We start from the raw sequence: 1,361 nt of genomic DNA on the forward strand, positions 1-1,361 counted from the left end.
TTGTTTCTTTATATGTTCTTCTAATTTATTATCTTTGAATCTATCCGCTCTCTTTATTTCTGAACCATCTAAGAATACAGAAAACTTACCATCGTTTAATGTATCCAGGCAAAGCTTCTTTAAAAGCGAGGTTTTACCCGTACTTTCTTCTCCTGATAGAGCAATATTATTATCGGGATATCTAGAAAAAATATCCCTAGAGCTTTCTCTTTTAATAGTTGCTGTTGAGTTTGAGTCAATATTTTTAACATTCTGGTAAATGAAAATATCATGGATGCTAAGTTCGTCTTTTTCGGGGTGAGAGAAGCCTGTTCCGACATCAACTAACATTTCATAGTAACTATCCCTTACTTTAAACCCGTTAAAGTACAAATAGCTAGAGTCTATTATATCACTTCTTCTTTTTCTCTCTAAACTAGTGAAACAATCGCCTTCCCAAATATGTTTCTCTATTACAATATCTTCATTTTCTATGGAAAAGCTAATAAATCCGTTGTCATCTACATGGGTATCATGAAATGAACAAGTTTCAACGATTAGTGTCTTGTTATTGTCAGTTTCAACTTTAAAACTATTTTCGACATGCTCATGACCAGATATAATGATATTCCTATTGCTATTAAGGAAATTCCTAACCTCCTTATGGTTATTTGGCTCTAACCAGCTTAACGGGTGATGAAAGAACACAACCTTGATTTCTTCATTGTCAGAAGGCTCTATTAACTGGTCAATGGGGACAGTTAGGTCTCCACCTTTTTCATTAATCTTGGAGCACCATGCTGTATTTATTGTTTGTATAGATACGTTATTGCTAGGTTTAAATTCTTTGGATAGAATAGTTGTTCTAGAAGCCTCAACGTTACAAATATCAGATTCAAAATCAAAGTAATCTTGTTGGCCGGCCGCTACAACTTCATAGACAGATTCGTCAAAAGGAACATCCTTTGAGGTTATCAATACATCACGAACTCTACCTGTATATTTGGAAAAATCATGGTCATGGTTACCTGGAGTGAGAATTATTTTGAATTCGTTTGAAAGAGATTTGAAAGACGATCGTATTAAGTCGTACTCCTCACTAGAGCCACTAAAAGCAATATCACCAGCTACTAATATCGTTACAGAACTATAATCACCACATATACACTTTCTTTTTATCCATTTTTTGAGCTCAGTAAGTCTTTTATTAACTTCATCACAGTTATCTTTTTTTGCATGTATATCGCTAATAACGACAAATATCTCATTATTCATTTTTTAACCCTATCATCCAACATTGAGATATCTTTTTATTGATACATAGTTCAATATAAAGATTTAAGACTTTTTACTATCTCGATAACAGTTCATTTATTTAATAT

Annotated in this window: 1 protein-coding gene; it reads right to left on the bottom strand. The window is 32.8% G+C overall.

Translation table 11 applies throughout. From position 1 onward, the window contains the following. The coding region (locus tag BZG80_RS15655; protein WP_198532971.1) for a metallophosphoesterase family protein at positions 1-1,254 on the bottom strand (1,254 nt) is incomplete at its 3' end. Positions 1,255-1,361: the final 107 nt, after the last annotated feature.

Origin of the sequence: Salinivibrio sp. MA440 (assembly GCF_001996265.1) — a bacterium.
Lineage (GTDB): Bacteria > Pseudomonadota > Gammaproteobacteria > Enterobacterales > Vibrionaceae > Salinivibrio > Salinivibrio costicola.